The organism is Blastococcus sp. SYSU DS0669, assembly GCF_054050895.1.
Genome location: NZ_JBJHAE010000006.1, coordinates 48659 through 74902, shown reverse-complemented (window position 1 = coordinate 74902; position 26244 = coordinate 48659). Strand labels below are relative to the sequence as shown.

Sequence of the window (26244 nt, the reverse complement as noted above, 5' to 3'; positions counted from 1 at the left end):
CAGGTCAGAGCGGTGCAGGGACCGACCAGGGCATCGACTCGCCGCCCGCTCCGGCCGAAGCCCCGGACCAGGTGACGGATCGGTCCGACTCAGCGCCGGCGGCGGCGCCTGACCACGAGGGCGACGACCAGGAACAGCGCGGCGACCCCCGCGGCGGGCGCGGCGTAGCGGGTCAGCGCCGCTCCACCGGCCACCTCGAGCAGGTCGATGGGCTCGGGCTCGGACTGGGCCGGACGTGGCCGCTCGGCCGGGCCGCTGCCGGGCACGCTGCGCAGCGGCGCCCCGGTCGCGGGCCGGCCGGGAGGCGCGGTGTTGGCGTTCGGCGGCGCGCTGGGCGCCTTGCCGGCAGGCGCGGTGTCGGCGGCCTTCTCCGCCGTCACCTTGGCCGCGGTCTCCTTGGCCGGGGTCTCCGTGGTCGCCGTCTCCTTGCCGGAGGCGGCCTTCGCCGGGGCGGCCTTCTTCGCCGGAGCCGACTTGGCGGGGGCGGCCTTCTTCTCCGGGGCAGCGTCGGCCGACTCGCTGACCTTGTCGGTCGCCGACGCGGCGGCCTTCTTGGTCGCGGCAGCCGCCTTCTTGGCTGCCGTCCCCTCGCCGGTGGCCTGCTCCGCCGAGGCGGCGACCTCCTCGACGACCCCGGTGGCCGTCGCGGCCGCCTTCGTCGCCGGCCCGGCGGCGGCCGCGGCGGTCGCGCGGTCGGCGTCGCCCTGCGCGTCACCCTCGCCGAGCTGCGCAGCGAGCTTGTCGGCGAACTGGCCGAGCAGCTTGTTGCCGACGTCGGTCATCACCCCGCGCCCGAACTGCGCCGGACGGCCGGTGATGTTCAGGTCGGTGAGGACGTCGACCCGCGTGACGGATCCCTCGGCGCGGAGGTTGGCGGTGACCGTGGCCGCGGCCGTCCCGTTGCCCCGCTGGTCCTTCCCGCGCGCGTCGATGACCGCCCGGTGCGCCGCCTCGTCCTTCTCGATGAACGAGGCCTTGCCCTGGTAGGTCAGGTTGATCGGCCCGAGCTTGACCTTCACGCGCCCGGTGAAGTCGTCGCCGTCGACGGAGTCCAGGGCCGCGCCGGGCATGCAGGGCGCGATCCGCTCGATGTCGAGCAGCACCCGCCAAGCCTCGTCGACGGGCACCGGGACGGTGAACGAGTTCTCCAGCTGCACGGGATGACCTCCTGGTGACGTCCTGGAACGGCCCCGTGCATGGACCCAGCGCGAGCCTGCGAGTGCTGGGTCCGTGCACGGGGGTCCTTCGACAAGCTACAGCCCGGCGGCGGCCGTCACCGCCCGGCGCGTGAGGACGGTCGCCAGGTGCTGCCGGTAGTCGGCCTGGGCGTTGAGGTCGCTGCTGGGATCGGTGCCCTCGGCGGCGTGCGCGGCGGCCGCGGCGATCGCCTCGGGCGTCGCCTTCGCACCGGAGAGCGCCGCCTCCACCGCACCGGCGCGGAGCGGGGTCGGCCCCATGTTGGTCAGCCCGATCCGCGCCTCGGCGATGTGTCCGTCCTCCCGGCGCACCGCGGCGGCCACGGCGACGATCGACCAGGCCTGCGCGACCCGGTTGAACTTCTCGTACCGCATGCCCCACTGCCCGGCGAGCTTCGGCACCCGCACCTCCACCAGCAGCTCGCCCTCGTCGACGGCGGTGGTGAGGTAGTCGACGAAGAACTCGCTCGCGGGCACGGTGCGGCGGCCTCCGGGACCGGCGATGACGAACTCGGCGTCGAGCGCGAGCGCCACCGCCGGCAGGTCACCGGCAGGGTCGGCGTGCACGAGCGCGCCGCCGAAGGTGCCCCGGTGGCGCACCTGCCGGTCGGCCACGGTGGCGGTGGCCTCGGCGATCAGCGGTGCGTGCTGCCCGATCAGCGGGTCGGCGAGGACGTCGGAGTGCGTGGTCATCGCGCCGATGACCAGCACGTCGCCCTCCTCCCGCACGCCGCGCAGCTCGGTGACCCGGCCCAGGTCGACCACCGTCTCCGGGGCGGCCAGCCGCAGCCGCATGACCGGGATGAGCGACTGCCCACCGGCGAGGACCTTCACGTCCTCGCCGCCGGAGGCGATCGCCTCCAGCGCCTCGTCGACCGTGGTCGGGCGGGCGTACTCGAACGGTGCGGGAATCATCGGTCCCCTCCCAGCGACGAAGCCTCGGTGGACACGCCGGCGGTGGTCTCGGTCTGCGCCCCGCCGTAGGCGTTGGTGCCGGCGGTGGCGCGATCCCCGCCGTCCCCCCCGGCATGGATGGCCCGCCAGACGCGCTCGGGCGTCAGCGGCATGCGGATGTCGGCGACCCCCAGGTGCCGGACGGCGTCCAGCGCGGCGTTGACCACCGCGGGTGTCGAGGCGATGCAGCCGGCCTCCCCCACGCCCTTGGCGCCGATCGGGTTGCCCGGCGCGGTGTGCACCGTGTTCCCGGTGTCGAAGTGCGGCAGGTCGGCGGCCGAGGGGACCAGGTAGTCGACGAAGGTGCCCGTGGTGAGGTTGCCGTCGGCGTCGTAGACGGCCTCCTCGTAGAGCGCCTGCGCGATGCCCTGGGCGAGCCCGCCGTGGACCTGCCCCTCGACGATCAGCGGGTTCACGATCGTGCCGACGTCGTCCACGCAGGCGTACTTGCGGATCTTCACGAACCCGGTCTCGGTGTCGACCTCCATGGCGCAGAGGTGCGTGCCGTGCGGGAAGGAGAAGTTCTCCGGGTCGAAGGTCGCCTCGGCGTCGATCGAGGGCTCGATCCCCTCCGGGTAGTCGTGCGCGGCGAAGATCGCCAGGGCGATCTCCTGGATCCCGAGCCCGGCGCCCGGGGTGCCCCGGACGGAGAACCGCCCGCCGCTGAACTCCAGGTCGTCCTCGCTGGCCTCGAGCAGGTGCGCGGCGATCTTCCGTGCCTTGGCGATGACCTTGTCCGCCGCCTTGACCACCGCGGAGCCGCCGACGACCAGCGAGCGGGAGCCGTAGGTGTCCAGCCCGCGGGAGGCGATGGCGGTGTCGCCGTGCAGCACCTCGACGTCCTCGAACGGCACCCCCAGGGAGTCGGCGACGAGCTGGCTCCACGCCGTCTCGTGGCCCTGCCCGTGCGGCGTCGAGCCGGTGACGACCTCGACCTTGCCGGTGGGCAGCATGCGGATCGCGGCGTGCTCCCAGCCCCCGGCGCCGAAGGAGAGCGAGCCGAGCACCCGGGAGGGCGCCAGCCCGCACATCTCGGTGAAGGTGGAGATCCCGATGCCCAGCTGGACCGGGTCGCCCGACTCCCGGCGCCGCTGCTGCTCGGCGCGCAGCTCGTCGTAGCCGAGCAGCTCCAGCGCCTGCTGGGTCGCGGTGTCGTAGTCACCGCTGTCGTAGGCGAGGCCGGCCACGGTGGTGAACGGGAACTCCTCGGCGCGGATCCAGTTCTTCCGCCGCAGCTCCAGCGGGTCCATGCCCAGCTCGACGGCGAGCTCGTCCATGATCCGCTCGACGGCGAAGGTGGCCTCCGGGCGCCCGGCGCCGCGGTAGGCGTCGGTGGGCACCTTGTTGGTGAACACCCCGTCGCACTCGAAGCGGTAGGCCGGGAACTTGTAGATGCCGGGGTACATGAAGGCACCCAGCGCCGGGACGCCGGGCGTGATCAGCCGCAGGTAGGCGCCCATGTCGGCGAGCAGCCGCACCCGAAGGCCCTTGACGTTCCCCTCCCGGTCGGCGGCGATGTCCACGTACTGGATCTGGTCGCGGCCGTGGTGGGCGGTCATCAGCGACTCGCTGCGGGTCTCGGTCCACTTGACCGGCTTGCCGAGCCGGCGGGCGATCAGCAGGCAGAGGATCTCCTCCGGGTTCACCTGCAGCTTCCCGCCGAACCCGCCACCGACGTCCGGGGCCACGACCCGCAGCTTGTGCTCCGGGATGCCGGTGACCATCGCCGCCATGACCCGCAGGATGTGCGGGATCTGGGTCGCCGACCACATCGTGTAGTTGTCGCCCTGCGGCTGGACGACGACCGAGCGCGGCTCCATGAACGCCGGGATCAGCCGCTGCTGGATCAGCCGCCGGCTGACGACGACGTCGGCCTCGGCGAACGCCTGCTCGGTGTCCGTCCCCGTGCCCATCTCGCCGGCATCGAAGACGAAGTGGTAGCTGGTGTTGGACTCGACGTGGTCGTGCACGCGGTCCGCGCCGTCCTGGACGGCCTCCTCCATGTCGAGCACCACCGGCAGCGGGTCGTAGTCGACGTCGACGAGCTCGACGGCGTCCTGGGCCGCGGCCTTGCTGCGGGCGACGATGACCGCCACCGCCTCGCCGACGTGGTTGACCTCGGTCACCGCGATGGAGGGGTGGCCCGGGTTGACCATCTCCGGCGTCACCGGCCAGGCGCAGGGCAGCGAGCCCTGCTCCTCGGCGAGGTCGGCACCGGTGTAGACGGCGACGATGCCCGGCGCCTCCCGGGCCGCGCTGACGTCGACGTTCGTGATCCGCGCGTGCGCGACGGGTGAGCGGACGACGGCCAGGTGCAGCATCCCCGGCAGGACCATGTTGTCGGTCCAGGTGGTGCGCCCGGTGATGAGCCGGGCGTCCTCCTTGCGCTTCCGCGCCTTGCCGATCTCGGGGGTGGGGGCGTCCGCGTCGGCGCGGTCCTCGACGGCGGTCATGCCTGACCCACCACGTGCGGCGCGGCGGCGGTGTCGACCTCGGCCGGCGCGACGGAGCCGTTGCCGGCCCCGCGCATCTCCCCGGCCGCGTGCTGCACGGCCCGGACGATGTTCTGGTAGCCGGTGCAGCGGCAGAGGTTGCCCTCGATGCCCTCGCGCACCTCGTCCTCGCTGGGGTCCGGGTTGTCCTGCAGCAGGTCGATCGAGGCCATGATCATGCCGGGGGTGCAGAAGCCGCACTGGAGCCCGTGCATCTCGTGGAACGCCTTCTGCACCGGGTGGAGCTCGCCGTTGGCGGCGACGCCCTCGATGGTCGTGACCTCCGCGCCGTCGGCCTGCACCGCCAGCACGGTGCAGCTCTTCACGGCCTCGCCGTCCAGGTGCACGGTGCAGGCGCCGCAGTTGCTGGTGTCGCACCCGACCACGGTCCCGACCTTGCCGAGCTGCTCGCGCAGGTAGTGGACGAGCAGGGTCCGCGGTTCGACGTCGTCCTGGTAGGACGCCCCGTCCACCCGCACGCTGATCCGTGTCATCAGTCCTCCGCCTCGTTGCAGGGGTCGCTGCGCCCACGGTCGACCGTGGGCCCGGAGCGGAGTCTGACCCGAAAGCTGTGACTTAGGCCACGCTTACCTGCGCGATTTCTGCCATGGAGCCCGGCGAAGGCGCTGGCGAGCGGGGTCCGGGCACGTTGCACGGCCGTTGCAGGCGGGTTCGTTGCGCTTGCTGGCAGCCCACATCCTGGTGCTCCGCCCCGCCGTGGGCGACCGTTCCCGGGTGCCGATCACCGCCCCGCCCCGCGGCTCCGCCGACGTCCTGGCCGCCCAGCAGCGCCGGGTCGCCGGGCTCCTGGCCGCCGCCCCCGCCGCGGCGCTCACCACCCGCCGCCTGCCCGAGGCCGAGCGCGGGCGGCTGGTCGGCTGCGGCCACTTCCCCGCCTACGCCGCGGAGCTGGCCTGGACGCCGCACGAGGTGGCGGGCCACCTGCGCGACAGCGCCCTGGTGTTCACCGCCCGCATCGGCCGGCTGCGCGCCGAGGAGCACCCGCTGCTCCCCGACTTCGACCCGACCGAGGCCGACCGGGTGGCCGGGTACGCCGCCGTCGTCCCGGCGCGCATGCTGGCCGAGCTGCGGGACGCCCAGCGCGGCCTGCTCGCGGCGGTCCGGGGCGTGCCGGAGGTGGAGCGGGCGCGCACCGGCCGGCACGCCACCGACGGGGCGCTGACGCTGGGCGACGTCCTGGACTTCCTCCCCGGCCACCAGCGGGACCACGCCGAGCAGCTCGCCGCCCTGCTGCGCTGAGCGGGGTCAGCGGACGCCGGCGGGCTCCGCCTGCGGGGCCGGCGCCAGGTCACCGACCGGGGCCACGCGCAGCTCGCGGCGGCGGAGCAGCGCCGACGCGGTGAGCGCCAGCAGCCCCAGCACGGCCAGCCCCGCCCCGACGACGCCGGGCGCCGTGTAGCCCAGGCCGGCGGCGATGACCAGGCCCCCCAGCCAGGCCCCCAGGGCGTTGGCGGCGTTGAGCGCCGAGTGGTTCAGCGCCGCCCCCAGCATCTGCGCCTCGCCGGCGACCTCCATCAGCCGGAGCTGCAGGCACACCACGAGCGTGGAGGCGCTGGCGGCCAGCAGGAAGACGATCGCGACGACGGTGACGGGGGTGCGGGCGGCGAGCGGCACCAGCGCCAGCAGGACACCGGTGACGACGTTCGCCCCGACCAGCGAGCGGAAGAGCGCGAGGTCGGCGAGCCGGCCGCCCACCGCCGTCCCGAGCACGCCGCCGACGCCGAACGCCAGCAGCACGAGGGGCACCGCGGCCCGGGGCATGCCGGTCACGTCGGTGACCAGCGGCGCGACGTAGCTGTAGACGGCGAACATGCCGCCGAAGCCGACGACGCCGACCAGCAGGGTGAGCAGCACCTGCGGGCGGCGCAGCGCGCCCAGCTCGCTGCGCACCGTGGCGGCGCGGTTGCCCGGCGCCGCGGGCACGACCAGCGCGGTCGCGGCGATGGTGAGCAGCGCGAGCACCGCGACCGCCCAGTAGGCCGTGCGCCAGCCGAACTGCTGGCCCAGCCAGGTCGCCGAGGGCACGCCCGCGACGTTGGCCAGCGCGAGGCCCAGCATCACCGAGCTCACCGCGCGCCCGCGCAGGTGCGGCGCCACCAGCGAGGCGGCCACCAGCGACGCGACGCCGAAGTAGGCCCCGTGCGGGAGCCCGGCCAGGAACCGCGAGGCCAGGAGGGACCCGTACCCCGGTGCCAGCGCGGTGAGCACGTTGCCCGCGATGAACGCGACCATGAGCCCGAGCAGGACCCCGCGGCGCGGCAGCTTCGTCGCGAGGGCAGCGATCACCGGCGCCCCGACGACGACGCCCAGCGCGTAGGCGGAGATGACGTGGCCGGCGGTGGGGATGTCGATGCCCACGCCCTCGGCCAGGTCCGGCAGCAGCCCCATGGTGACGAACTCGGTGGTGCCGATGGCGAACCCGCCGAGCCCCAGCGCGACCACCGCGGCGACCAACCGGCGGGTGGAGAGGGGAGGGCGGTCGGCGAGGGGCGGGGCGGTCACTCCAGCTGCGAAGTCGTGAGCGGCCCTCAGCATTCCCACGCCCGGCGCGCGTCAGCGTGCGCGGCCGGCCAGCCGCAGGCGGTGCAGGTGCGCCGTGACCGCCGCCCGGCGCGGCGAGCCCACCGGCAGAACCTCGCACAACGCCTGCCAGACGCCGGCGTCCTCCCGCAGCTCGGGCAGCTGGGCCAGGCGCAGCAGCAGGTCGGGACGGCGCCCGGTGAGCACCGCCCGCCGGAGCAGGGCGAGCAGGCGGTCGCGGGCGTGCCGCACCCCGGGCGCCTGCGATCCGGGGAGCACCGGGCCGGCGTAGTGCTCGAGCGCGGCGGCGAGGTCCCCCCGCGCCACGAGCCCGCGCACCTGGTCGACGTCGGTCTGCAGCCGGCCCACCAGGCGGTAGGGGCGGGACTCCAGCAGGTCGCCGCCCACCAGCCGCCGCAGCCGGGAGAGCTCGGCGCGCACGGTCACCGTGGCCGCGGCACCGGCGTGCACCTCCGCGGCGAGCTGGGCCGCGTCGCGTCCCTGCCCGGAAGTGGCCGCCTCGGCGAGCAGGAACAGCAGCTCCGAGTGCCGGACCGACAGCTCCAGCGGGCCGCCCGGCAGCGTGAGCCGGGCGCGTTCCCGGCCCAGCACCTCCAGCCGGGCCCCGGCCGGTACCGCGGCGACCGCTCCGGGGCCGGCCGCGAGCCGCTCGCGGTGCAGCCAGCGCAGCTCCGACTCGACGGCGGCCACCGTCGCGCGGACCAGGGTGAGCACGTGCGGGCTGGCCACGTGGTCGCCGCCGGTGATGTCGATGGCGCCGAGCAGCGCGCCGGTCACCGGGTCGTGCACCGGCGCCGCCGAGCAGCTCCACGGCTGCACCGAGCGGCGGAAGTGCTCGCTGCCGTAGATCTGCACGGCCGAGTCGACCGCCAGCGCCGTCCCGGGGGCGTTGGTGCCGGCGACCTCCTCCGACCACCGGGAGCCCTCGACGAAGTTCATCGCCGCGGCCCGGCTGCGCAGCGCGCGGTCGCCCTCGACCCACAGCATGCGACCGGCGGCGTCGGTGACGGCCACGATCATCCGGTCGGCCTCGGCGTCCTGGACCAGCAGCCGGCGGATCACCGGCAGGGCCGGGGCCAGGGGGTGGGCGGCCCGGTAGGCGCGCAGCTCGGCGTCGACCAGTTCGACCGGCGGCAGCCCGCCGTCGGGGTCGACGCCGCTGCCGAGGGAGCGCCCCCAGGAGTCGCGCACGACCGGGCGGACCGCGTCGTCGGCGGGCAGCGCGCTGGCGGTGACGAGGCGCTCGTGCGCCGCGCGCAGCCGGCGCGTGCGGGCGGCGGACGGCTGCCCGTCCGGCAGCGCCAGCCACGGGTTGACGGCGGTCGTCACCGGCCGGGCCTGGGGGAGTCGCTCATCTCCCGGCCATCGTGGCCGCTACCGGCGTTTTCCACCAGACCGGCGGGCGCGATCAGCCGGCCGCGACCTCGTCGCCGACCGGCAGCCGCCACGGCCGCACGACCGTGCCCAGGACGACGAGGGCGAGGGAGAGGGCCGCGACGACGACCAGCCCGATCGCCAGCGCGTCGTTGCCCAGCAGCCCGACGACCGGCGAGACCACGGCGCCGACCCCGAACTGGACGGCGCCGAGCAGTGCGGCGGCGCTGCCGGCGGACTCGCCGTGCCGGGAGAGCGCCAGCGCGGGCGCGTTGGGCAGCGCCAGGCCGCAGGCGAACAGCACGACCCACAGCGCGCCGGTGACCGCGGGGAGGCCGCCGGTCCGGGTCGCGGCCAGCACGACCAGGCCGGCCCCGGCGAGGGCGCCGATGACCGTGCCCGCGACCAGCAGCCGCTGGGGCGACCAGCGGCGCAGCAGCAGCGGGTTGAGCTGGGTCGCCGCGATCAGCCAGAACGCGCCGGCGCCGAAGAGCAGCCCGAACTGCTGCTCGTCGAGGCCGAACTGCTCCTGGTAAACGAAGGAGGAGCCCGAGACGTAGCTGAACAGCCCGGCCATGGTCAGCCCGGCGACGAGGACGAGCCCCACGTACACCCGGTCGTGCAGCAGCCCGCCGTAGATGCGCAGCGTGCCGCGCACGCCGTTGCTGTTCCGCCGCTCCGGGGGGAGCGTCTCCCGCAGCGTCGCCCAGCCCACGGCGACCATGAGCAGCCCGTAGGCGGCGAGGACGGCGAAGACCCCGCGCCAGCTGGTGAAGCGGAGGAGCTCCCCGCCGATGGTGGGCGCCAGCACCGGCGCGGCGCCGAGCACCAGGAACAGCCGGGAGAGCATCGTCGCCGCCGCCCGGCCGTCGTAGAGGTCGCGGACCACGGCGAGGGCGATCACCGCGCCGGCGGCGGCGCCCACCCCCTGGAGGAAGCGCAGGGCGCCGAGCACGGCGATGGTCGGGGCGACCAGCACCAGCAGCGAGGCCAGCACGTGCAGCGCCGTCCCGGCGATCAGCGGCCGGCGCCGCCCCCAGGCGTCCGACAGCGGGCCGATGACCAGCTGGCCGACGGCGAGGCCGACCAGGGTGCCGGTGAGGGTGAGCTGCACGGTGGCCGACGTCGTCAGGAGGTCGTCGGTGATCGCGGGCAGCGCCGGCAGGTACATGTCGATGGTGAGCGGGCCGAGGGCGACGAAGGCCCCCAGCGTCAGCGCGGTGCGCGCGGCGCCCGGTCGGGCGAGCGCGGTCGCGGCGGCGGCTGCCGGCGCGGTGCGCTCCTGGGTGGTGGTCACGGTTTCCCCGTCGGTCGGTGCTGAGCGGGACCCACGCTGGTCGGACCGCAGTACGAGGGCTCTCAAGTCACCGGGGCGGCCGCGCATTCCGCCGCCCCCGGTCGTCAGCGCGGCGGGCGCACCGGCAGGAGGGCGCGCGCATCCCGGGCACGCACGGCGCCGGCCCACAGCCCGGTGCCGTAGGCGAGGTCCTCCAGCCGCCGGGCCAGCCCGTGACGGACCGGTCCTATCCGCCCCCGGTGGGGCCACCAGCCGGCGAGCGCGTCGACCACGGCGACGGCGAGCACCCACCGCCGCGCCCGGGGCGATGCGGCGGCGAGCACCGCCGCGACCGGCCAGTGGTGCCGGGTGACGGCGCGGGCCAGCGCCTGCCCCGACGCCGCGAGGCCCCGAACCGCCAGGCCGGCGGCGAGCGGGACCGGGACCGGCTCCCCCGGCCGGGCCAGCCGGCGCCCCAGGCGGACCGCCGTCACCCCGAGCAGGCCGGCGCCACCCGCCCGCCCCCACCGGCCTCCCGCGAGCAGCAACGCCCAGGTGGCCGCCGTCTCCGGCGCGATGACCAGCGGCGAGACCGCCGATCCGTGCCGCGTCGCCAGCAGCGCGGCGCCGGTGCCGTAGAAGGCGCGGCGGCGCAGCCACTCGGCGGTGCGCGCCGGGTGCTCGTGGGCGACCGCGGCGGCCGGCTCGTAGCGCACCCGCCAGCCGGCGGCGGCCAGCCGCCACACCAGGTCGACGTCCTCGGCCACCCGCAACGCCTCGTCGAACCCCGCCCCGAGGGCGGCCCGGCGCACCAGCAGGGCGGCGCTGGGCAGGTAGGACACCGCGGACAGCGGCCGCGCCGCGGCCGGGTGCGGGCCCATGTCGAGCGCGCCGGCGACCTCCTCGTAGGGGGCGGTCCAGCCGCGCGCCGCGCCCGCGAGCGGCACGATCCGGGGGCCGACCACCGCCAGCCGGGGGTCGTCCAGGTGCGGGAGCAGCCGGGCCAGCCAGCCCTCGACCGGCACGCAGTCGGAGTCGACGAGCGCGACGAACTCCGTCGTCGCGACCGCGAGCCCCGCGTTGCGGGCGGCCGCGGGTCCCCGGCTGGTCGCGTGCCGCAGGACCCGGACGCCCTCCGGCGCCGCCACCGGGACCGCCGAGCCGTCGTCGACGACGACCACCGGCAGCGCCGCGGTGGCGGGGTCCGCGCACAGCGCGGCGAGCAGCCGGGCGAGCCCGGCCGGGCGGTCCTTCACCGGGACGACGACGGTCACGCCGGCCGGAGCGCCGGCCCGGCCGACGGCCGGCGGGAGGTCGGGGTGGGCGAGGCCGGCGTCGAGCAGCCGGGCGGCCAGCACGGCGCTCGTGGCGTCGCGGACCACCAGGTGGCCGGTCGCGAGCAGCCCGGCGGCCCGGGGGGCGAGCCGCAGCAGCCGCAGCGGGGAGCCGCCGAGCAGGGTGGCGCCGCCGTCCCTGCGACGGGTCCGCGGATCGAGCCGGACGGCGAACCCGTCAGGCAGCCGACGCTCCGGCGGGGCGGGGATCATCCCTCCGCCAGGACCTCGTCGGTCGTCGCGAAGGAGACCAGCGGGGCGTAGCCGGCCATCAGCCGCAGCGCCCGCTCGTGCTCCTCGTCGCCTGCCCCCGCGCACGCGTCGGTGACCACGCGCACGTGCACCCCGGCGTCGGCGGCCGGCAGCACGGTCGAGACGACGCAGCAGTCGGTGGCCACGCCGGCGACGGTGAGCGGCCCCTCGCCGACCACCGCGGCCAGCTCCGGGCCCCACTTGCCGAACGTGGTGGCGTCCACCACCGGGTGGGTGCCCGGGTCCTCGACGAGCTGGTAGCAGTGCGCGTCGGGCGGCTGGAGCGCGAAGTCGTACTTCGCGTAGTACTCCTTCCACGCCCCGACCGGCTCCGCGGGCGCCACGAAGCGGGTCCAGACCACCCGCTCGCCGAAAGCGTCGACCAGCCGGCGGATGCGGGGCCGCACCTCCTCGAACCTCGGCGCGGTCCAGGGCGAGTCCTGCTCGCCGAAGACGTGCTGCAGGTCGACCACGACCAGCCAGCCCTCGTGGCCGTCACCCACCCCGCTCATGCCCAGCTCTCCTCGCGCGTCCCGCTCCCGGCCCGGTCGGCGGGCCTCCCGACCCTAGCGATCCGGTCCCGGCCGCGGGATTCCCAGGTCCATGTGCTTAGGTCAGCCTTACCTGAGCTTCGAGGAGTTCCCATGTTCGTCCGCCCTGCCCTGCGCGGCGCCGCCGCGCTCGCCGCCACCGCCCTCGTCGTCACCGGCTGCGGCTCCGGTGACGACGCCGCCCCCGCCACCGAGGGGGAGGCGACGGGTGGCTCGTCGTCGGCGGCGTTCCCGGTCACGGTGGAGACGGCCTTCGGCGACGTCACCGTCGAGGAGCAGCCCACGCGAGTGGTCGCGCTGGGCTGGTCCGACGCCGAGACCGCGCTGGCCCTGGGCGTGGAGCCGGTCGGCGCCAGCGACTGGCTCGCCGTCGGCGGCGACGACGGTCTGGGCGACTGGGTCGAGCAGGGCTACGAGGAGCCGCCGGTGCTCATCGAGACGCTGGAGCCGAGCTTCGAGGCGATCGCGGCGCTCGAGCCGGACCTCATCCTCGACACCCGCTCCTCCGGTGACCAGGACCGGTACGACCTGCTCAGCGAGATCGCCCCGACGATCGGCCAGCCCGAGGGCGTGGGCCCCTACCAGACCTCCTGGCAGCAGCAGCTGGAGCTGGTCGGCCAGGCACTCGGGAAGACCGAGGAGGCCGAGGAGCTCGCGACGCAGGTCGAGCACGCGTTCGCCGACGCCGCCGCCGAGCACCCCGAGTTCGACGGCACCGAGGTCGCCGTGGGGGCGTACACCTCCGAAGGCTTCGGCGCCTACGTGAGCGGTGACTCGCGGGTGCAGTTCATGGAGCAGCTCGGCTTCGAGAACAAGGCCGAGATCGAGGCGCTGGCGACCGAGAACTTCTTCGTGCCGGTCAGCGAGGAGCAGCTGTCGCTCCTCGACGCCGAGCTGACCGTGGTCTTCCCGATCTTCGTGGAGGCCTTGGAGTTCACCGGGAACCCGCTGTGGCAGGCGCTGCCGGCCGTGCAGGAGGGGCGCGCCGTCGTCCTGGAGGACCTGACGGTGCTCAACGCGTTCTCCAGCGCGTCGGCCCCGGGCCTGCTGTACGCGATCGACGCCACCGTGCCGCAGTTCGCCGAGGCGTTGAACTAGCCGGACGACGTGCCCGTCGGTGCGGGGCCGGAGGCCTCCCGCCGGCGGGCACTCGGCGGCTCAGCGGAGCCAGGACGGCCGTTGGTCGCGGTGTCGTCCGGAGGACGACGGTGTCACAGCAGCCGCCCGTCGTCGTCCACCCGCCAGGCGGCGATGCCCGGGACCAGCCGGCCGACCAACCCCTCCAGCAGCCGCGCACCCTCGTCCGCCCCCGCGCCCACCGGGTCGCCCAGCACCCCGTTCGGGCTGACGGCGCGCACCCCCTGGGCCCGCAGCCGCGGCAGCAGCTCCCCGATCGGCGCCGTCTCCCCGGCCACCGCCCGGTCGCGCCGGACCCCACCAGGTTCCACGTGCAACATCAGCGACGTCTCGGTGCGGCCCGCGTGCGCGTCACCGCCGGGGACGCCGCATGCGAACCACGCCACGTCGCGCCCCTCGGCCCGCACGCGGGGCACCGCCGTCCGCAGCGCGTCGAGGTTCCCTCCGTGCCCGTTGACGATGAGCACGCGCCCGGCCCACCGGCAGGCCGAGCGACCGTACTCGACGAGCAGGCCGGTCAGCGCCTCGGTGCCGAGCGAGACCGTGCCGGGGAAGTCCTCGTGCTCCCCGCTCGCCCCGTAGGCCAGGGCGGGGGCCAGCAGCGCGCCGTCGAGCCGGTCGACGGCGCGGTCGGCGACCGCCGTGGCGATCGCGGTGTCCGTGGTCAGCGGCAGGTGGGGGCCGTGCTGCTCCACCGCCCCGAGGGGGACGACCAGCAGCGGGCGCTCGGGCAGCTCCGGCCAGGTCGCGGCGGCGAGGGAGGTCACCGCCGCACCCTAGGCGCCGGTCAGACGGGCGCGACCTCGTCCTCGACCAGGACGTCCTCCTCGAGCTCCTCGGCGAGCTCGGTGAACACCCGGGAGACCTGCGCGAGCTGGTCGGCGAGGACGCCGACGGTGGCGGTCGCGTCCGCGACGTCGCCCTCCCGGCCCCGCTCCTCCAGCACGCGGCAGACGCCCGCGAGCGCGTCGGCGCCCAGGGTGGCCGCGGCGCCGGCGAGGCGGTGGGCGGCAGCCTCCAGCGCGTCGGCGTCCGCGGTCCGGGCCGCGCGCTCCACGGCGGCGAGGTTGGCCGGGGCGGTCGCCAGGAAGGTGCGCAGGAGCCGGGCGGTGAGCGCCCCCTCGGCCTCCTCCTCGACGCCGGCGACGTCACCCAGCCGGCGGCGGACGGCGTCCTCGAGCTCGTCGGTGGTCGTGCCCGTGGCCGCGTCGATGGCCCGGGCCAGATCGGCGAGCGTGCAGGGCTTGGCCAGGTACGTGGCGCCGAGCGACCGGCCGGCCTCGACGTCGCCGGGCAGCGCTCGCCCGCTCAGGAAGACCACGGGGACGTCGCCGCAGGTGGGGTGGGTGCGCAGCGCGGTGACCAGGCCCAGGCCGCTGCCGCCGGGCATGAACATGTCGGTGACGACGACGTCGGGCGCGAAGCCGTCCAGCAGGTCCGCCGCCTCGTCGGCGGAGGCGGCCGCGCGGACGCGGTGTCCCGCCCAGGTCAGCCGCCGCTCCAGCATCACCCGCGTGGTGTCCTCGTCCTCGACCACGAGCACCTTCGCCACGCCGTCCCCCTGCATCTGCGCACCGCTCCGGCGCCGCCTGCCGCGGGCACCGCCGGTGCCCTGTCCAGCACTGTCATCGGCAGCCGGGCCGCCGGCGTGAGCCGGGCGGGAAGAATCCGGGCATGCCCCCACGTCGCTGCCCCTGCGGAACCGGTCTGCCCTACGCGGAGTGCTGCGGCCCGCGCCACGACGGCTCGGCCCCCGCGGCGACCGCCGAGCAGCTCATGCGGTCGCGCTACAGCGCCTTCGCGGTCGGCGACGCCGGCCACCTGCTGCGCACGTGGCACCCCCGCACCCGTCCGCCGGAGCTCGACCTGGACCCCGCGGTGCGCTGGACCGACCTGGAGGTGCTCGCCACGAGCGGCGGCGGACTGCTGTGCGCCCGGGGAACCGTCGAGTTCGTGGCCCGGTTCCGCCACGGCGGCGCGGACGGCGAGCAGCACGAGGTCAGCCGGTTCGAGCGGGAGGACGGCGCCTGGCGCTACGTCGACGGCGGCTGAGCCGCATCCTCCGGCGCGTGTCACCGGCCGCCGCGCTGGGCACGAGCCCGGGCATGAGCGCAGAGGACACCCGCAAGGTCGCGGAGCTGATCAAGGGGGAGCGCTTCGGCTTCCTCACCACCATCGCCCCCGGCGGCAAGCTGACCAGCCGGCCCATGACGCTGCAGGAGGTCGAGTTCGACGGCGACCTGTGGCTCTACGCCGAGCGGAGCTCCCACCCGGTCGCCCACATCACCGCGCAGCCGCAGGTGAACGTCGGCATCGGCTCGGGCGGCACCTGGGTGTCGCTCACCGGGCACGCCCGGGTCGTGGACGACCTCGAGAAGAAGAAGGCGCTGTGGAACGGCGGCGTCGAGGCGTGGTTCCCCGACGGCCCCGAGGACCCCGAGGTCGTCCTGATCAAGGTCGAGGGCGACTCGGCGGAGTACTGGGACAGCCCCGGCGGCCGGCTGGCCACCGCCTTCAGCTTCGTGAAGGCCAAGGCGACCGGCGAGCGGATCGACGCCGGTGAGAACAAGAAGGTCGACCTCTGAGGACGGGCTGGCCCGGCGGCGCGGGCCCGTAGGCGGGCGCCACCGGCTCAGCGCAGGTCGAGCCCCGCCAGCGGCGACTCGTCGCAGATCCTGCTCGGGATGGTGGGGATGCCGAGGAGCGTGGGCTGACCGCGGACCGGGCCGGTGTGCGAGTGGTCCAGGTGGCTCCTCGGCGTCGCCGTCGCGGCGTCGCGCGCCGCCAGCGCCGACTCGCCATAGCCCTGGACGCACTCGGGGTCGGGGCCGTCCAGCGGCAGGCCGGTGAAGAACTTCGCCGCCATGCACCCGCCCCGGCAGGCGTCGAAGTGGGCGCACTTGGTGCAGGCACCGCCGGTCTGCGGGCTGCGCAGATCGGCGAAGAGCTCGCTCTCCTGCCACACCTTCCGGAAGCCGCCGGGCGAGCGCACGTTGCCGGCGAGGAAGTTCTCGTGGATGGCGAACGGGCAGGCGTAGACGTCGCCGACCGGGTCGATGAGGCAGACCACCCGCCCGGCGCCGCACAGGTTCAGCCCCGGCAGGGCCTCCCCGAACGCGGACAGGTGGAAGAACGAGTCGCCGGTGAGCACCTGCTCGCCGTTGGCCAGCAGCCAGGAGTACAGCTCGCGCTGCTGGGCCTGGGTCGGGTGCAGCTGGTCCCAGACGTCGGCCCCGCGGCCGGATGGGCGCAGCCGGGTGATCCGCAGCTGGGCGCCGTAGCGGTCGGTGAGCGCCTTGAACGCGTCCAGCTGCCCGGCGTTCTCCCGGGTGACGACCACCGAGACCTTGAAGTCCTTCATCCCGGCCTCGGCCAGGTTCTCCAGGGCGCGCGTCGCGGTGGCGAACGAGCCGGTGCCGCGCACCCGGTCGTTGACCTCGGCGGTGGCGCCGTCCAGCGAGATCTGCACGTCGACGTAGTCGGTGGCCGCCAGCTGCGCGGCCCGGGCCTTGTCCAGCTTCACGCCGTTGGTGGAGAACTTGACCCCGACGTCGTGGCCGATCGCGTAGTCGAGGAGGTGCCAGAAGTCCGGGCGGACGGTCGGCTCGCCGCCGCCGACGTTCACGTAGAAGACCTGCATCCGCTGCAGCTCGTCGATGACCGCCTCGGCCTCGGCGGTGGAGAGCTCGCGCGGGTCCCGCCGTCCCGAGGAGGAGAGGCAGTGCACGCACGCCAGGTTGCAGGCGTAGGTGAGCTCCCAGGTCAGGCAGATCGGGGCGTCCAGGCCGTACTCGAACTGGTCGATGAGCCGCCCACCGGCGGGGCGCTCGGGTCGGGCGGGCAGGACGGCGGTCACGGGGTCTCCCGGGGGGTGATCATCTGGGAGCGGGCGAGGTCGGCCAGGGCCTTCTCGTAGGCGGGCCGCTGGGCGTCGCCCACGCCGCAGGCGGTGAGCGCGGCGGTGGCGGTCGGGTGGTCGGCGAGGGCCTCCACCACGGCGACGAGGGTCTTCGACTTCAGGAAGGAGAGCTTCCGGTTGCCGAAGTGGTAGACGAGCGCGCCGAACGGCTCGGGCCGGAGCGCGACCGACCGGGCCTTCTGCCAGGGCAGCGCGGGGTCGAACACGGCCGTCACGTCCGGCCCGGCCGGAGCGGTCATCGGGGCGAGCGGTTCAGTAGACGCCGCACATGCCGTCGATGGAGACCTCCTCGACGAGCGACTCCTCGACGAGGGGCTCCTCGGTGGTGGGGGCCTCCGGGGCCCGGAACTCCACGGCGGGGACGTCGGTCGGGGTGGTCTCGGGCATGTCAGCCTCCGTGAACGCGGTCACATGGACCTGCCGGACGTTAGTGACACCGGGTGCCAGGGGCAACACCGGGCCGCGGGTGCATCGCGGACCGGCAGAATGCCCGCGTGACGGAGACGAGGACGGCGGCCCCGCTCGCCCCCGACGGGCGGGCCCGCGTGGAGCGCGCCGCCCTCGACCTCTTCGCGACCCGCGGGTTCGAGCAGGTGACCAGCGACGAGGTCGCCGACTCGGCGGGCATCAGCCGTCGCACCTTCTTCCGCTACTTCCCGGCCAAGGCCGACGCCGTCTGGGGCGACTTCGCCGGCCACGTCGCCCGCCTGGAGCAGCTGCTGGCCGCCGCGGACCCCGCCCAGCCGGTGCTCAGGTCGGTCTGCGCCGCCTACGTCGAGGTCAACGACTACCCGGACGCCGAGCTGCCGCTGCTGCGCGAGCGCATGCGGCTGATCCTCACCGAGCCCGCGCTGCTGGCGCACAGCCAGCTGCGCTTCGCCGAGGTCGACCGGGTGGTCGCCCGGCACGTCGCGGCGCGGACGGGCGGCGAGCCGACCGGGCTGCTGCCGCGGCTGGTCGCCGCGAGCACGCGCGCCGCCGCGACCACGGCGTTCGAGGCGTGGCTCGCCGAGCCGGGCTCCCCCCTGACCCGGCACCTGCACCTGGCGTTCGACGAGATGGCGGCGGGTTTCCCGAGCCTGCGCGGCTGACCCGGCGGGGCGACCGCTGTGGCCGCCGTCTCACCCACGGCGCTAGCCTGGCACTCAGTGCCACCGGCTGTCGCGCCGGCCCACCGCCCGGTCGACCGGGCCGACGAAGGAGAAGCCCATGGCCAACGCGTGGTTCGAGTCGGTCGCCGAGGCCCAGCGCCGGGCGAAGAAGCGGCTCCCCAAGGGGGTGTACGCCGCGCTGGTCGCCGGCTCCGAGCGCGGGCTGACGCTCGAGGACAACCTCGCCGCCTTCGCCGAGGTCGGCTTCGCGCCGCACACCGCGGGGCTGGCCAACGAGCGGAACACGGGCGTCACCGTCATGGGCCAGCAGATGTCGATGCCCGTGGTGATCAGCCCGACCGGCGTGCAGGCCGTGCACCCCGACGGCGAGGTCGCCGTCGCCCGGGCCGCGGCGGCGCGCGGGGTGGCCATGGGGCTGTCCAGCTTCGCCAGCAAGCCGATCGAGGAGGTCGTGGCGGCGAACCCGCAGACCTTCTTCCAGATGTACTGGGTGGGCACCCGCGAGGAGATGCTCGGCCGCATGGAGCGCGCCCGTCGGGCCGGCGCCGTCGGCATGATCGCCACCCTGGACTGGTCGTTCGCCTACGGCCGCGACTGGGGCAGCCCGTTCATCCCCGAGAAGATCGACTTGGAGGCGGCCCGGAAGTACGCGCCCCAGGTGCTGGTCAAGCCGCGCTGGCTGCTGGACTTCGCCCGCACCCGGCAGCTCCCCGACCTGACCGTGCCGAACATGGTGGCGACGCCGGGCGACCCGGCGCCCACCTTCTTCGGCGCCTACGGCATGTGGCAGCAGTCGCCGATGCCGACCTGGGAGGACGTCACCTGGCTCCGCGAGCAGTGGGGCGGTCCGTTCATGCTCAAGGGCGTCATGCGGGTCGACGACGCCAAGCGCGCGGTCGACGCCGGCGTCACCGCGATCTCGGTCTCCAACCACGGCGGGAACAACCTCGACGGCACCCCGGCCTCCCTCCGCGCGCTGCCTGCGGTCGCCGAGGCGGTGGGCGACCAGATCGAGGTGCTGCTCGACGGCGGCATCCGGCGCGGCGGCGACGTCGCCAAGGCCCTCGCCCTGGGCGCGAAGGCCGTCATGATCGGCCGCGCCTACCTGTGGGGCCTCGCGGCGAACGGCCAGGCCGGCGTGGAGAACGTGCTGGACCTGCTGCGTGACGGGCTCGGTTCGGCGATGGTCGGGCTGGGCCGGCCCGACGTCTCCGAGCTCTCCCGCGACGACCTCGTCGTCCCCCCGGGCTTCGAGCGGGCGCTGGGCGACACCGCCGTGGAGAACGCGCTGCTGGCGACCTCGCCCGCCCGCCGGCGGCGCGAGGCCTGATCCCGCGGCCTGCGACTGAGGGCGCTCACACCCGCACCGAGCGGACGATGCGGTCGGGGCGCACGCGCACCAGCGCGGCGCCGTCCAGCCAGCGCGCCAGAGCGCCGGACGGGTCCTCGATGCGCAGGGCCGTGCCGTCGGGCCGCCGCACCCGCAGGTCCGACGTGATCTCGACGTAGCCGTCACCCAGGACGTCGTCCAGCCGGCGGACGGTCCCGTCGACGAGGACCTCCGGCTGCGGCAGGAGCGTTCCGGCCAGCCGGCGACCGGCCCGGCCCCTTCGCGCCACCAGCGGGCCGCGGCGCAGCGGCGGGGTGCGGCTGTCGGTGGCCAGCCGGGCGACGGCGGGGATGCGGCGGACGGCGGCCAGGACGACCCGACGGGCGACCGCGCCCCAGCGCCCACCGCCGGTCATGAGCCGGCCGAGCAGCAGGGCCACCCGGATCAGCGCGCGGGCGTGCGGCTCGCGCTCGGCGCGGTAGGTGTCCAGCAGCGCGTCCGGCGCCTCCCCGTGGAGGACCGCGGCGAGCTTCCAGGCCAGCTGGTGGACGTCGCGCAGCCCGAGCCCGAGCCCCTGACCGACGAACGGCGGGGTGAGGTGGGCGGCGTCGCCGGCCAGCAGCACCCGCCCGTCCCGCCAGCGGTCGGCGACCTGCGCGCGGAACGTGTACTCGACGGCCCGCAGCACCTCGAGGTCGGCCGCCGGCGCGACCGGGGCCAGCAGCGAGGCCAGCCGCGCCGGGGCGGAGAGCTCCTCCGCCGTCTCCCCCGGCGCCAGGCGGAACTCCCAGCGGTAGCGGTCGCCGGTGACCGGCATGAAGGTGGCCGCCCGGCGGGGGTCGCACACCTGGTGCACCCCGGGCCAGACCGGCAGCGGCGCGGGCGCCCGCGCGTCCACCACGAGCCAGCGGTCGGGTGGGCCGAGGTCGAGCATCCGGGCGCCGATCAGCTCCCGCACGGTGCTGTTGGCGCCGTCGCAGCCCAGCACCGCCGCCGCGCGGACGGAGCGTTCCGCCCCGGCCGCCCGCTCGGTCAGCCGCACCGTGATCCCGCGGCGGTCCTGCGCGAGGCCGGTCACCTCGCAGCCACGGCGCACCTCGATCCCGGGCGTCGCCGCTGCGGCGGTCGCCAGCACCTCCTCCAGGTCGGGCTGGTGCACGAAGCTCCCCTGCGGCCAGCCGTGCGGGCCGGCGTCCGGGGCCCGGCGGAACTCGGCGAGCACCCGGTGCGCGCCGTCGAGCAGGCGGAGCCCGGCCATCGGCCGGCACCGGGCGGCGACCTCGTCGGCCACCCCCGCCGCCTGCAGCGCGCGGAACACCTCGTCGTCGAGGTGCACGGCCCGCGGCAGCGGGTAGGGGGCGGCGTGCCGCTCGAGGACGACGACCTCCAGCCCGCGGCGGGCCAGCAGCAGCGCCGCGGTCAGCCCGACCGGGCCGGCGCCCACCACGACCACCGGCCCGCCCGTCATGCCGCCAGTCTGGCCGACGACGCACGGTTCCGGGATGCAGCACGTTGCAGACGGCACCGGGTGCCTTGACGCGCGGTGCCGCCGCTCAGCAGTCTGTGATGCACTGCACACGACGCACCGACGTGTGCGCTGAGCACCCGCGACGACGCGGGCCGACGGAAGGAATCACCGGGTGAAGACCAAGGGCGCGGTCCTGTGGGGCGTGGGCGAGGAATGGTCGGTCGAGGAGATCGAGCTGGGTGATCCGCGGGAGGGTGAGGTCCAGGTCCAGCTCGCTGCCTCGGGGCTGTGCCACAGCGACGAGCACCTGGTCACCGGCGGCACCCCGGTGGCGTCCTACCCGGTCATCGGCGGCCACGAGGGGTCCGGCGTCGTCACCAAGGTCGGCCCCGGCGTCACCGGGCTGAAGGAGGGCGACCACGTCGTCACCGCCTTCATCCCCGCGTGCGGTACGTGCCCGCCCTGCTCGCGCGGGCAGCAGAACCTCTGCGACCTCGGCGCCAACCTGCTGGCCGGCACGTCGATCTCCGACGGCACCTACCGGGTCCAGGCCCGCGGCAAGGACGTCATCCCGATGTGCCTGCTGGGCACCTTCTCGCCGTACATGACGGTGCACCAGGCGTCGGTGGTGAAGATCGAGCCGGACATCCCGCTGGAGATCGCCGCGCTCGTCGGCTGCGGCGTCACCACCGGCTGGGGCTCGGCCACCAAGGTCGCCGACGTCCGCCCGGGCGAGAACGTCGTCGTCATGGGCGTCGGCGGCGTCGGCATGAACGCCGTCCAGGGCGCGGCCGCGGCCGGCGCCAAGCGGGTCATGGTCATCGAGCCGGTCGCGCAGAAGCGCGAGTGGGCCATGGAGATGGGCGCGACCCACGCCTTCGCGAACATCGAGGAGGCCACGCCGGCCATCAACGAGCTCACCTGGGGCCGGATGGCGGAGAAGACGATCATCACCGTCGGCGACATCCAGGGCGAGGACATCGCCGCCGCGCTCAGCGTCACGGGCAAGGGCGGCCGCGCCGTCGTCACCGGCATGGGCAACGCCGCCAACGTCGACGTCAAGCTCAGCCTGTTCGAGCTGACTCTCCTGCAGAAGGACCTGCAGGGCGCGATCTTCGGCGGCCTGGCCCCGCGGAACGCGATCCCCGAGCTGCTCTCCCTCTACCAGGAGGGCCAGCTCAAGCTCGACGAGCTGGTGACGACGAAGTACGCCCTGGAGGACATCAACCAGGGCTACCAGGACATGCGCGACGGCAAGAACATCCGCGGCATGATCGTCTACACCGACGCCGACCGGTAACGGGGACCTCTTCTCGGCGCGGTCCGTCTCTGCCCACTCCGGATGGGCAGAGACGGACTGCCCGGGAGACCCCTCTGCCTCCGGCAGGAGGCCGCCCTAGGCGAGCAGCCGCGTGAGCGCCGGGCCGAGGTCGGCCAGCGAGCGCACCGGGGCGACCGAGCCCCCACCGCGTGCCGCCAGCGCCCGTGACGCCGTCAGGGCCTCCTCCTCCGCCGTCCCGCCGGGCAACGGGCACAGCACGTCCAGCCGGTCGATGCCGGCCAGCGCCGACGCGGCGTCGTCCCCGGCGGTGGCCAGGCAGTCCGACAGGAGGACGACGAGCCGCTCGTCTGCGTGCGGGGCCGTCCGCAGCTGCGCGGCCGCCGCCCGCAGCGCCGCTGCCAGATCAGTGGTGCCGTGCCCGCGCAGGCCCACCAGCGCGAGCACCAGGTCCTCCGCCGAGCGGTGGCGGCCGTGCTGCTGCAGCACCTCGACCCGGTCGGCGAACGCGAGGACGCTGGTGTCCAGCCGCTCGCCGGCCGACAGGACGACGCCGGCCGCGGCCACCGCGGCGATCGCCACCCCCAGCCCGCTCATCGAGCCCGACCGGTCGACCAGCAGGCAGACCGCCCGGCGGGAGCCGGTCCACCGCCGGGTCGCGACGTCCTCGGGCGACGGCGGCCACGGCCCGCTCCAGCGCTCCAGCGTGCGGTCCAGGTCCAGCTCGCCGTCCCCACCGCGGGCGGTGACCAGCCGCCGGGCGCCCCGCGCCCGCGCCGTACCGACCCGCCCCACCTGCACGAAGACCCGGGCCGCGAGCCGGCGGGCGGCCGCGCGGAGCTCCCGGTCGGTGGCGAGCGCCAGGTCGGCGAGGAGCGCCGCGGCCGCGTCGGGGTCGGCCCCCATCAGCCCGGCGAACGCCTCCTCGTCGAGCTCGCCCACCTCGGGGCTGACCTCGTCGAAGGCGGCGTGCCGCAGCTGCAGTTCACGGCGCGCGGTCTGCCGCGGGCCCCGCCGGGCCGGCCGCTCGCGCCGGGCGCCGCCGGCATCCGGGCCTGCCGCCTCAGGCGGCAGGCCCCCCGCTTTTCCCGGGCCGTCCCCGGCGGGCGCCGGTGGCGCCCCGGGCGACGGGTCCGGGGGCGGCCCGGCCTGGGGCGGCCAGACCTGCTCCAGGATCTCGTCGAGCACCGCCTCGGGGGTGCGCTCCACGCCCTCGGTGACCCGGATCCGGCCGGAGAGCGCGGCGTGCAGGGCGTCCCGCGCCGCCTCGCGGGCACCGTCGTCCTCCAGGTCCGCCAGCCCGCGCAGCTCCAGCAGGCCGTCGAGCAGCAGCACAAGGTCGATCGCGCCGCGGACGGAGGAGCCGGTGCGCAGGTCGCGGTGCTCGCGGGTGGCCCGCACCAGCGCCACCGCCAGCGCGACCGGCCGGGGCGGGGCGCCGGTGACCGAGGCGACGATCTCCCGCTCGGCGGCCTCGACCTGGTAGCCGAGCACCACCCGGCACATGCGGTCGGCGATCGCCTGCCCCACCCGCGCGGTGCCGATCGCGTCGAACGGGTTCATCGCGGCGATCAGGCGGAAGCCTGCCGCCGCCCGCACCGTGCCCAGCCTGGGGACGGCGATCTCCCCCTCGGTCAGCACCGTGATGAGGACGTTGAGCGTCTCCTCCGGGATGCGGTTGAGCTCCTCCAGGTAGAGCAGCCCCGAGCCGCGCATCGCGGTGAGCAGCGGGCCGTCGGTGAAGCTGCCGGGCACGTAGCCCTCGGCCATCACCGCGGCCGGGTCGTAGGAGCCGACCAGCCGCGCCGGGGTGAGCTCGGCGTTGCCCTCGACGAAGACGACGTCGCGGCCGACCTCGCCGGCGACCGCCCGCAGCAGGGTCGACTTCCCCGTGCCGGGCGGCCCCTCGAGGACCACGTGCCGGTGGGTCTGCAGCGCGACCGTGAGGACCTCGCGCTCACGGCGCAGGCCGACGACCGGGCCGGGGACCGGGGGACCGACGCTCACCCGGCGGAGGCTACGGCAGATCAGCCGCCGAGGCCGTCCAGGTCGACCGGGTCCTCCGGGGCAGTGATCTCGACCGCCTCGCCGAACTCGCTGAACTCCACCGTGGCCGGCGCGTCGCCCCGGTTGTCGATCCGCAGCGGGTAGGGGGCGGACTCGTCGTCGGCGACGGTGAGGCTGCTGCCGTCGGCCTGCGTGACGACGACGACGGGCTCGCCGTCCAGCTCGCCTTTGGTGACCTCACCGGTGGCCTGGGCCCCCGCGGCGGCGCGCAGCTGGTCGGCCATCCCCGAGAGGGTCAGCGTGCTGAAGGAGGTCGCCACCTCCGCGGGCATGAGCGCCCACCGGCCCTCCAGCTGACCGGCGAACTCGGCGGGCATGCCGAAGGAGGCCCAGTAGTCGGCCGGCGCCCGGACGTAGGCGGTGCCGGCGGTGAAGATGAGCTCGGCGGCGGTGCCGTCCAGGGTGACGGTGCCCTGCGCGTCCTCGCCCTGCAGCCGCAGGTCGAGCTCCTGGGTCGAGCCACCCTCCTCCACCGAGCCGACGACGTGCACGGCGCCCGCGTCCTCGAGGGCGGCGAAGGCGGCGTCGACCACCCCGGCGGCGTCCTGCTCGGCCAGCGAGCTCCCGCTCTCGGCGCCGCTCGTGGCCGCCGCCCCGCTCGGGGCCTCCTCGGAGCCGCTGCACGCGGCGAGCAGCAGGACGGCGGCGGCCGCCGTGCCGAGACGTCGGATGCTCATGGCCCCCCTCGTGTGCGCGGCGACGGGTCGCGACGCCGGTCGCCATCGTCCCCGGGCACCGTCGCCGTCGGCCGCCCGTGGTACCGGTGCATCAGCGGCCTCCCGGCCCCTCGGCAGGGGCCCGCGAGCCTGCGAGTGGCGGGGGGCCGGGGGGTCCTTGGTGGATGGGGCCCTCCACCTCGGCCAGCCGGCGGCCGGTCCCGCCCCAGCGGCCCTGGATGATCTCGGCGGCGATCGACACCGCCGTCTCCTCGGGGGTGCGCGCACCGAGGTCCAGGCCGATCGGCGAGGCGAGCCGGGAGAGCTCGTCCTCGGTCAGCCCGGCCTCGCGCAGCCGCGCCAACCGCTCGTCGTGCGTGCGCCGGGAGCCCATGGCCCCCACGTAGGCCACCGGGGTGCGCAGGGCGACCTCCAGCAGCGGGACGTCGAACTTCGGGTCGTGGGTGAGCACGCAGAGGACGGTGCGCTCGTCGATCCGCCCGGCGTCCACCTCGGCCTGCAGGTAGCGGTGCGGCCACTCGACGACGACCTCGTGCGCGTCCGGGAAGCGCTTCGGCGTCGCGAACACCGGCCGGGCGTCGCAGACGGTGACCCGGTAGCCCAGGAACGCCCCGACCCGGGCGACGGCGGCGGCGAAATCGATCGCGCCGAAGACCACCATGCGCGCCGCCGGGGCGAAGGAGTTGACGAAGAGCGTGAGGTCGTCGCCGCGCCGCTCGCCGTCGTGGCCCACGTGCAGGAGGGCGGTGCGCCCGGCGGCCAGCATGCCGCGGGCGTCGTCGGCCACGGCGTCGTCCAGCCGCTGGGAGCCCAGCGTCCCCGACGCCCGGTCGGGCCAGAGCACCAGGCGGCGGCCCAACCGGTCGTCCGGCCCGGCCACCACGGTGACGACGGCGACCGGCTCGTGCCGGCCCACCGACTCCGCGACCTCGCCCAGCTCGGGGAAGGACTCGCGGGAGACCGGCTCCACGAAGACGTCGAGGATCCCGCCGCAGGTCAGGCCGACGGCGAAGGCGTCGTCGTCGCTGACCCCGTAGCGGCGCAGGACGGGCTCGCCGGTGTCGACGGCGTCCTTCGCCTCCTCGTACACCGCGCCCTCGACGCAGCCGCCCGAGACGCTGCCGACCGCCGTCCCGTCCGGCCCGACCAGCATCGAGGCGCCGGCCGGCCGCGGCGCCGAGCGCCAGGTGCCCACCACCGTGCCCACCCCGACGGTCTCCCCCGCCTGCCACCAGCCGACGAGATCGTCAAGAACGTCGCGCAT

The 26244-nt window shown here is 75.7% G+C and carries 25 protein-coding genes; 7 read left to right on the top strand and 18 right to left on the bottom strand.

The window, feature by feature from the left end; translation table 11 throughout:
- Positions 1 to 89 precede the first annotated feature (89 nt).
- From ACI792_RS08815 to ACI792_RS08800, 4 genes are all read right to left on the bottom strand, one after another.
- Positions 90 to 1157, bottom strand: coding sequence for an SRPBCC domain-containing protein (locus ACI792_RS08815; protein ID WP_456602262.1), 1068 nt, complete (start codon positions 1155 to 1157; stop codon positions 90 to 92).
- A 96-nt stretch (positions 1158 to 1253) separates the two neighbouring features.
- The gene (locus ACI792_RS08810; RefSeq protein WP_456602261.1) at positions 1254 to 2111 is read right to left on the bottom strand and encodes an FAD binding domain-containing protein; all 858 of its coding nucleotides are present in this window, start codon (positions 2109 to 2111) and stop codon (positions 1254 to 1256) included.
- Positions 2108 to 4603: a xanthine dehydrogenase family protein molybdopterin-binding subunit gene (locus tag ACI792_RS08805; protein ID WP_456602260.1), complete on the bottom strand. Its 2496-nt coding sequence runs from the start codon at positions 4601 to 4603 to the stop codon at positions 2108 to 2110. The genes ACI792_RS08810 and ACI792_RS08805 overlap by 4 nt, the downstream gene beginning before the upstream one ends.
- On the bottom strand, positions 4600 to 5136 hold the full coding sequence (locus tag ACI792_RS08800; protein WP_456580329.1) for a (2Fe-2S)-binding protein: 537 nt from the start codon (positions 5134 to 5136) through the stop codon (positions 4600 to 4602). Before ACI792_RS08800 ends, ACI792_RS08805 begins: the two co-directional genes overlap by 4 nt.
- A gap of 187 nt (positions 5137 to 5323) precedes the next feature.
- On the opposite strand from ACI792_RS08800, the gene ACI792_RS08795 reads away from it, so the two are divergent.
- Positions 5324 to 5902: a DinB family protein gene (locus tag ACI792_RS08795; RefSeq protein WP_456602259.1), complete on the top strand. Its 579-nt coding sequence runs from the start codon at positions 5324 to 5326 to the stop codon at positions 5900 to 5902.
- A gap of 6 nt (positions 5903 to 5908) precedes the next feature.
- On the opposite strand, the gene ACI792_RS08790 is transcribed toward ACI792_RS08795, so the two are convergent.
- From ACI792_RS08790 to ACI792_RS08770, 5 genes are all read right to left on the bottom strand, one after another.
- Positions 5909 to 7165, bottom strand: coding sequence for an MFS transporter (locus tag ACI792_RS08790; protein WP_456602258.1), 1257 nt, complete (start codon positions 7163 to 7165; stop codon positions 5909 to 5911).
- Positions 7166 to 7216: 51 nt separating this feature from the next.
- Positions 7217 to 8533, bottom strand: coding sequence for a GAF domain-containing protein (locus ACI792_RS08785; protein WP_456602257.1), 1317 nt, complete (start codon positions 8531 to 8533; stop codon positions 7217 to 7219).
- Between the two features lie 79 nt (positions 8534 to 8612).
- Complete coding sequence (locus tag ACI792_RS08780) at positions 8613 to 9875, bottom strand: multidrug effflux MFS transporter (RefSeq protein ID WP_456602256.1); 1263 nt, start codon at positions 9873 to 9875, stop codon at positions 8613 to 8615.
- 104 nt (positions 9876 to 9979) lie between these two features.
- Positions 9980 to 11401, bottom strand: a complete 1422-nt coding sequence (gene mftF, locus ACI792_RS08775; protein WP_456602255.1) for a mycofactocin biosynthesis glycosyltransferase MftF — start codon at positions 11399 to 11401, stop codon at positions 9980 to 9982.
- On the bottom strand, positions 11398 to 11952 hold the full coding sequence (locus tag ACI792_RS08770; RefSeq protein WP_456602254.1) for a cysteine hydrolase family protein: 555 nt from the start codon (positions 11950 to 11952) through the stop codon (positions 11398 to 11400). Before ACI792_RS08770 ends, mftF begins: the two co-directional genes overlap by 4 nt.
- Before the next feature lie 132 nt (positions 11953 to 12084).
- On the opposite strand from ACI792_RS08770, the gene ACI792_RS08765 reads away from it, so the two are divergent.
- Entirely contained in the window at positions 12085 to 13089 is a 1005-nt protein-coding gene (locus ACI792_RS08765; RefSeq protein ID WP_456602253.1) for an iron-siderophore ABC transporter substrate-binding protein, read from the top strand.
- A 113-nt stretch (positions 13090 to 13202) separates the two neighbouring features.
- Here the strand turns inward: ACI792_RS08765 and mftE are convergent, their stop codons facing one another.
- Together mftE and ACI792_RS08755 are read right to left on the bottom strand one after the other, a co-directional pair.
- Positions 13203 to 13895 (bottom strand): mycofactocin biosynthesis peptidyl-dipeptidase MftE, encoded by a 693-nt coding sequence (gene mftE, locus ACI792_RS08760; protein ID WP_456602252.1) that lies wholly within the window; start codon positions 13893 to 13895, stop codon positions 13203 to 13205.
- 20 nt (positions 13896 to 13915) lie between these two features.
- Positions 13916 to 14695, bottom strand: a complete 780-nt coding sequence (locus tag ACI792_RS08755; protein ID WP_456602251.1) for a response regulator — start codon at positions 14693 to 14695, stop codon at positions 13916 to 13918.
- A 107-nt stretch (positions 14696 to 14802) separates the two neighbouring features.
- Here ACI792_RS08755 and ACI792_RS08750 point away from each other — a divergent pair, with 107 nt between their 5' ends.
- Together ACI792_RS08750 and ACI792_RS08745 are read left to right on the top strand one after the other, a co-directional pair.
- A complete protein-coding gene (locus ACI792_RS08750; RefSeq protein ID WP_456602250.1) occupies positions 14803 to 15180 on the top strand; it encodes a YchJ family protein in 378 nt (125 codons plus the stop codon).
- A gap of 53 nt (positions 15181 to 15233) precedes the next feature.
- Positions 15234 to 15713 carry a pyridoxamine 5'-phosphate oxidase family protein gene (locus tag ACI792_RS08745; protein ID WP_456602249.1) on the top strand — a complete coding sequence of 160 codons (480 nt, stop codon included), beginning with the start codon at positions 15234 to 15236 and terminating at the stop codon, positions 15711 to 15713.
- A gap of 47 nt (positions 15714 to 15760) precedes the next feature.
- Here the strand turns inward: ACI792_RS08745 and mftC are convergent, their stop codons facing one another.
- The 3 genes from mftC to mftA are packed head-to-tail and all read right to left on the bottom strand — an operon-like array spanning position 15761 to position 17434.
- Positions 15761 to 16984 (bottom strand): mycofactocin radical SAM maturase, encoded by a 1224-nt coding sequence (gene mftC, locus ACI792_RS08740; RefSeq protein ID WP_456602248.1) that lies wholly within the window; start codon positions 16982 to 16984, stop codon positions 15761 to 15763.
- Positions 16981 to 17286 (bottom strand): mycofactocin biosynthesis chaperone MftB, encoded by a 306-nt coding sequence (mftB, locus tag ACI792_RS08735; RefSeq protein WP_456602247.1) that lies wholly within the window; start codon positions 17284 to 17286, stop codon positions 16981 to 16983. The genes mftC and mftB overlap by 4 nt, the downstream gene beginning before the upstream one ends.
- A 13-nt stretch (positions 17287 to 17299) precedes the next feature.
- Positions 17300 to 17434, bottom strand: a complete 135-nt coding sequence (gene mftA, locus ACI792_RS08730) for a mycofactocin precursor MftA (RefSeq protein ID WP_456602246.1) — start codon at positions 17432 to 17434, stop codon at positions 17300 to 17302.
- A gap of 107 nt (positions 17435 to 17541) precedes the next feature.
- On the opposite strand from mftA, the gene ACI792_RS08725 reads away from it, so the two are divergent.
- Together ACI792_RS08725 and mftD are read left to right on the top strand one after the other, a co-directional pair.
- Positions 17542 to 18138 (top strand): acyl-CoA-like ligand-binding transcription factor, encoded by a 597-nt coding sequence (locus tag ACI792_RS08725; protein ID WP_456602245.1) that lies wholly within the window; start codon positions 17542 to 17544, stop codon positions 18136 to 18138.
- Between the two features lie 118 nt (positions 18139 to 18256).
- Positions 18257 to 19489, top strand: coding sequence for a pre-mycofactocin synthase MftD (gene mftD / locus ACI792_RS08720; protein WP_456602244.1), 1233 nt, complete (start codon positions 18257 to 18259; stop codon positions 19487 to 19489).
- A gap of 25 nt (positions 19490 to 19514) precedes the next feature.
- Here mftD and ACI792_RS08715 read toward each other — a convergent pair whose 3' ends face one another.
- The gene (locus tag ACI792_RS08715) at positions 19515 to 20957 is read right to left on the bottom strand and encodes a bifunctional 3-(3-hydroxy-phenyl)propionate/3-hydroxycinnamic acid hydroxylase (RefSeq protein WP_456602243.1); all 1443 of its coding nucleotides are present in this window, start codon (positions 20955 to 20957) and stop codon (positions 19515 to 19517) included.
- Between the two features lie 172 nt (positions 20958 to 21129).
- Between ACI792_RS08715 and ACI792_RS08710 the strand changes: the two genes are divergently transcribed.
- Entirely contained in the window at positions 21130 to 22257 is a 1128-nt protein-coding gene (locus tag ACI792_RS08710; protein WP_456602242.1) for an NDMA-dependent alcohol dehydrogenase, read from the top strand.
- A 96-nt stretch (positions 22258 to 22353) separates the two neighbouring features.
- On the opposite strand, the gene ACI792_RS08705 is transcribed toward ACI792_RS08710, so the two are convergent.
- The 3 genes from ACI792_RS08705 to ACI792_RS08695 all read right to left on the bottom strand — a co-directional run bounded on the left by ACI792_RS08705 (position 22354) and on the right by ACI792_RS08695 (position 26244).
- Positions 22354 to 24243, bottom strand: a complete 1890-nt coding sequence (locus ACI792_RS08705; RefSeq protein ID WP_456602241.1) for an AAA family ATPase — start codon at positions 24241 to 24243, stop codon at positions 22354 to 22356.
- A 20-nt stretch (positions 24244 to 24263) separates the two neighbouring features.
- Complete coding sequence (locus ACI792_RS08700; protein ID WP_456602240.1) at positions 24264 to 24980, bottom strand: hypothetical protein; 717 nt, start codon at positions 24978 to 24980, stop codon at positions 24264 to 24266.
- Between the two features lie 91 nt (positions 24981 to 25071).
- The gene (locus ACI792_RS08695) at positions 25072 to 26244 is read right to left on the bottom strand and encodes an XdhC family protein (RefSeq protein ID WP_456602239.1); all 1173 of its coding nucleotides are present in this window, start codon (positions 26242 to 26244) and stop codon (positions 25072 to 25074) included.

Excerpts from the sequence above, each read along its gene's own strand:
- ACI792_RS08695 (WP_456602239.1), bottom strand. The coding sequence starts at position 26,244 with ATGCGCGACGTTCTTGACGATCTCGTCGGCTGGTGGCAGGCGGGGGAG.
- mftD (WP_456602244.1), top strand. The coding sequence starts at position 18,257 with ATGGCCAACGCGTGGTTCGAGTCGGTCGCCGAGGCCCAGCGCCGGGCG.
- ACI792_RS08715 (WP_456602243.1), bottom strand. The coding sequence starts at position 20,957 with ATGACGGGCGGGCCGGTGGTCGTGGTGGGCGCCGGCCCGGTCGGGCTG.
- ACI792_RS08765 (WP_456602253.1), top strand. The coding sequence starts at position 12,085 with ATGTTCGTCCGCCCTGCCCTGCGCGGCGCCGCCGCGCTCGCCGCCACC.
- mftA (WP_456602246.1), bottom strand. The coding sequence starts at position 17,434 with ATGCCCGAGACCACCCCGACCGACGTCCCCGCCGTGGAGTTCCGGGCC.
- ACI792_RS08700 (WP_456602240.1), bottom strand. The coding sequence starts at position 24,980 with ATGAGCATCCGACGTCTCGGCACGGCGGCCGCCGCCGTCCTGCTGCTC.
- ACI792_RS08805 (WP_456602260.1), bottom strand. The coding sequence starts at position 4,603 with ATGACCGCCGTCGAGGACCGCGCCGACGCGGACGCCCCCACCCCCGAG.
- ACI792_RS08755 (WP_456602251.1), bottom strand. The coding sequence starts at position 14,695 with ATGCAGGGGGACGGCGTGGCGAAGGTGCTCGTGGTCGAGGACGAGGAC.
- ACI792_RS08770 (WP_456602254.1), bottom strand. The coding sequence starts at position 11,952 with ATGAGCGGGGTGGGTGACGGCCACGAGGGCTGGCTGGTCGTGGTCGAC.
- ACI792_RS08745 (WP_456602249.1), top strand. The coding sequence starts at position 15,234 with ATGAGCGCAGAGGACACCCGCAAGGTCGCGGAGCTGATCAAGGGGGAG.
- ACI792_RS08800 (WP_456580329.1), bottom strand. The coding sequence starts at position 5,136 with ATGACACGGATCAGCGTGCGGGTGGACGGGGCGTCCTACCAGGACGAC.
- ACI792_RS08750 (WP_456602250.1), top strand. The coding sequence starts at position 14,803 with ATGCCCCCACGTCGCTGCCCCTGCGGAACCGGTCTGCCCTACGCGGAG.
- mftB (WP_456602247.1), bottom strand. The coding sequence starts at position 17,286 with ATGACCGCTCCGGCCGGGCCGGACGTGACGGCCGTGTTCGACCCCGCG.
- ACI792_RS08810 (WP_456602261.1), bottom strand. The coding sequence starts at position 2,111 with ATGATTCCCGCACCGTTCGAGTACGCCCGCCCGACCACGGTCGACGAG.
- mftF (WP_456602255.1), bottom strand. The coding sequence starts at position 11,401 with ATGATCCCCGCCCCGCCGGAGCGTCGGCTGCCTGACGGGTTCGCCGTC.